At 62.8% G+C, this 3,998-nt stretch carries 3 protein-coding genes; 1 reads left to right on the forward strand and 2 read right to left on the reverse strand.

Translation table 11 applies throughout. The features are described from left to right. The coding region (gene carB, locus B3D39_RS20175) for a carbamoyl-phosphate synthase large subunit (RefSeq protein WP_286790027.1) at positions 1 to 1,791 on the reverse strand (1,791 nt) is incomplete at its 3' end. A gap of 182 nt (positions 1,792 to 1,973) precedes the next feature. Further along, positions 1,974 to 3,212 (reverse strand): SAM-dependent methyltransferase, encoded by a 1,239-nt coding sequence (locus B3D39_RS20180; RefSeq protein WP_078520487.1) that lies wholly within the window; start codon positions 3,210 to 3,212, stop codon positions 1,974 to 1,976. Between the two features lie 243 nt (positions 3,213 to 3,455). On the opposite strand from B3D39_RS20180, the gene B3D39_RS20185 reads away from it, so the two are divergent. Further along, on the forward strand, positions 3,456 to 3,998 hold a 543-nt coding region (locus tag B3D39_RS20185), incomplete at its 3' end, for an OB-fold nucleic acid binding domain-containing protein (protein WP_286790028.1).

A 3,998-nucleotide genomic window follows, 5' to 3' on the forward strand; every position in this document is an offset into this window, starting at 1 on the left:
GCAGCAATAGTCGAACTCGATCCCCTGGCCGATCCGGTTCGGACCGCCGCCAAGGATGACGACTTTCTTGTTGTCGGAGGGCCGTGCCTCGCATTCGACCTCGCCCATCGCGGGGGCTTCATAGGTCGAATACATGTAGGGCGTCTGCGCTTCGAATTCGGCGGCGCAGGTGTCGATGCGCTTGAAGACCGCGGTGACGCCGAGGTTGCGGCGGGCCCGGCGGACCTGCGCCTCGTCGCGGCCGGTCAGCGTGGCCAGACGCGCATCCGAGAAGCCCATCATCTTGAGATTGCGCAGGCCCTTCTCGTCGAGCGGCAGGCCCTTCTTGCGGATCTCGTTCTCGGCCTCGACGATTTCGCGGATCCGGGCGAGGAACCACGGATCGAAGGAGGTCGCGTGCTGGATTTCGTCATTGCTCAGCCCGTGGCGCATCGCCTGTGCGATGAGGCGCATCCGGTCGGGAGTCTGCTGCGAGATCGCCTTGATGACGGCGGCCTTCTCCGGCGCGCCTTCGATCTCGATCTCGTCGAAGCCGCTCAGGCCCGTCTCCATCGACGCCAGAGCTTTCTGCACGGATTCGTGGAAGGTCCGGCCGATCGCCATCGCCTCGCCCACCGATTTCATCGCGGTGGTCAGTTCGGGCTTGGAGCCTGCGAATTTCTCGAAGGCGAAGCGCGGGATCTTGGTGACGACATAGTCGATGGTCGGCTCGAAGGAGGCGGGCGTGACCTTGGTGATGTCGTTGTCCAGCTCATCGAGCGTGTAGCCCACGGCCAGCTTCGCCGCGATCTTCGCGATCGGGAAGCCGGTGGCCTTCGAGGCCAGCGCCGAAGAGCGCGACACGCGCGGGTTCATCTCGATCACGACCATGCGGCCGTCTTCGGGGTTGATCGCCCACTGCACGTTCGACCCGCCGGTCTCGACGCCGATCTCGCGCAGCACGGCGATCGAGCCGTTGCGCATGATCTGGTATTCCTTGTCGGTCAGCGTCAGCGCGGGGGCGACGGTGATCGAGTCGCCGGTATGGACGCCCATCGGATCGACGTTCTCGATGGCGCAGACGATGATGGCGTTGTCGGCCTTGTCGCGCACGACCTCCATCTCGAATTCTTTCCAGCCCAGCAGCGACTCGTCGACGAGGATCTGGCTCATCGGGGAGGCGTCGAGGCCCGAGCGGCAGATGCGCTCGTAATCTTCGCGGTTATAGGCGACGCCGCCGCCGGTGCCACCCAGCGTGAAGGCGGGGCGGATAATCGCGGGCAGGCCGATATGTTCGAGTTCGAGCAGCGCCTGACGCACGCCCTCGTTGACGTCATAGGTGCCGTTCTCGCGCTTGGGCGAGGACACGATGGTCGCTTTCGGGTTCTCGAGGCCGATCCGGTCCATCGCCTCGCGGAAGAGCTTCCGGTCTTCGGCCATCTCGATCGCATCGCGGTTCGCGCCGATCAGCTCGACGCCGAATTTCTCCAGCACGCCCATATCGGCCAGCGACAGCGCGGTGTTGAGGCCGGTCTGGCCGCCCATCGTCGGCAGCACCGCGTCGGGGCGCTCGGCCTCGATGATCTTGGCGACGACTTCCGGGGTGATCGGTTCGATATAGGTGGCGTCGGCGAGCCCCGGATCGGTCATGATCGTCGCCGGGTTCGAGTTCACGAGGATGACGCGGTAGCCTTCTTCGCGAAGGGCTTTGCAGGCCTGGGCGCCCGAGTAGTCGAACTCGCAGGCTTGCCCGATCACAATGGGCCCGGCGCCGATGATGAGGATTGACGTGATGTCTGTTCTCTTCGGCATGGGAATCCCCTCTGGTCACTGCGCAAATTGAGGCGCTTTATACGCAAAGGGTCAGGCGTCGCAAGAGGGTCAGGACGCGATAGCCGGGTTGCAGGGTGACGCGAGGGCGCGCGCGCAAGTCGGTCAGGCTGCGCGCCGGGAGGAGCGCAGCCTGATTTCAGCCCGGTCAGGGAGTGGTCGACTTACTCGGCGGCCAGCCGATGTTCCTGTTCGTCTTCGTCGCGATAGAGGTAGTCGCGGGTCAGCGGCACGTCGCCCACTTCATGGGCCAGCTGATACTGGAACACGACCTGCCCGCCATGGCGGAAAGCCATCTCCGAGGCCACGAGGTAGAAGCGCCACATCCGGCAGAACCGCTCGTCGTAAAGTGCGACGGCCTTGTCGATATTCGCTTCGAACCGATCGCACCAATGGCGCAGGGTTTCCGCGTAATGCAGCCGCCAGACCTCGAGATCGGTGGTAATGAGGCCTTCATGTTCGACCGCGTTCGACGCTTCGGACATGGCCGGGCAATAGCCGCCGGGGAAAATGTATTTCGTGATGAAATCGGCGGTCGCGCCACCGGGGCCCGAGCGTCCGATGAAATGGATCAGCGAGACGCCGCCCGGTTTGAGTAGCTCGCGCACCTTCGAGAAATACTCGCGGTAATGCGGCACGCCGACATGTTCGAACATGCCGACCGAGACGATCCGGTCGAACTTGTCGGTCACATCGCGGTAATCGGTCAGGCGGATGTCGATCTTGTCTTCGAGGCCGGCCTCTTTGACACGTTTGCGGGCCAGCGCGTGCTGTTCGGTGGACAGCGTCACCCCCACCACGTTCGCGCCGAAATCGCGTGCCAGCGTCAGCGCCATGCCGCCCCAGCCGCAACCGATATCGAGAACGGTCATGCCCGGCTCGATCAACAGCTTCTTAGCGATATGGTGTTTCTTGGCCTCCTGCGCTTCTTCCAGCGTCATGTCGGGGCGCTCAAAATAGGCGCAGCTATATTGCCGGTCCTCATCGAGGAAGAGGTCATAAAGCTCGCCTGACAGGTCATAGTGATGCGCCACGTTGGTGCGCGCCTTGTTGACCGGGTTGAACTGCGCGAAGCGGCGGCCGAAGAAACGGCTCGCCTCGCGCGGTTTCTCGAACCACGGCATGCCGGATCCGGTCTGGTTGCGGATCGCGAGGGCGAGAAAGCCACGCAAATCGTCATTCGCGATCGTGTAATCGCCGTTCATATAGCCTTCGCCGACGCCGAGATCGGGCCGGAGCACGATCCTGCGCGTTACGTCGGGGTTTTCGATGGTGACGCGGACCGGGTCTCCGGTGCCGTCGCCGTAGCGTCTGAGCGTCTCGTCCGAATAGACGAGTTCGAGCGTGCCCCTGCGGATCAGGTGGCGCAACATACGGTCGAGAAGCGAGTCCCAAGCTCTCATATGGTCTCTCCGGATCATGCCGGGGCTTGGCAGGCTCCAGCGTTAGCCTTCATGACGGCAACCTTTGTGAAATTACCAAAGTTCCCGTTGTCTCTGAAGTTAACCGAAAATTTACAATTTTTCGAGCCACGCGCGCGTGAACAGCTCGAGACGGGCCTGTGTGCCTCCGCACAGCTTGACTTTTGCGCGCTCAACGGGTGTATCGGCGCGACTATACGCAATTCTCGATCCGGGGAGCCTCCCATGCATGCCTTTCGCAGCCATACCTGCGCAGATCTGAGCGCCGCCAACGCCGGTGAGACCGTCCGCCTCGCGGGCTGGGTCCATCGCGTGCGCGATCACGGGGGGGTGCTCTTCATCGATCTTCGCGATCATTACGGTATGACGCAGGTGCTCTGTGACGGCGACAGCCCCGCCTTCAAGACGATGGAGAAAACGCGCTCCGAATGGGTGATCCGCATCGACGGCACCGTGAAGCTGCGCGACGAGAGCCTGATCAACCCGAAGATTCCAACCGGCGAGATCGAGGTCTATGTCCGCGACATCGAAATTCTGGGCGAGTCCGAGGAGCTGCCGCTGCCGGTCTTCGGCGAGCTGGAATATCCCGAAGAAACGCGTCTGTCCTATCGCTTCCTCGACCTGCGCCGCGAGAGCCTGCATGACAAGATGATCCTGCGCTCCAACGTCGTGAAATCGATGCGCAAACGCATGTGGGACGCCGATTTCAACGAGTTCCAGACGCCGATCATCACTGCGTCGTCGCCGGAAGGCGCGCGCGACTTCCTC

The organism is Thioclava sp. UBA3469 (assembly GCF_002378135.1).
Lineage (GTDB): Bacteria > Pseudomonadota > Alphaproteobacteria > Rhodobacterales > Rhodobacteraceae > Thioclava > Thioclava sediminum.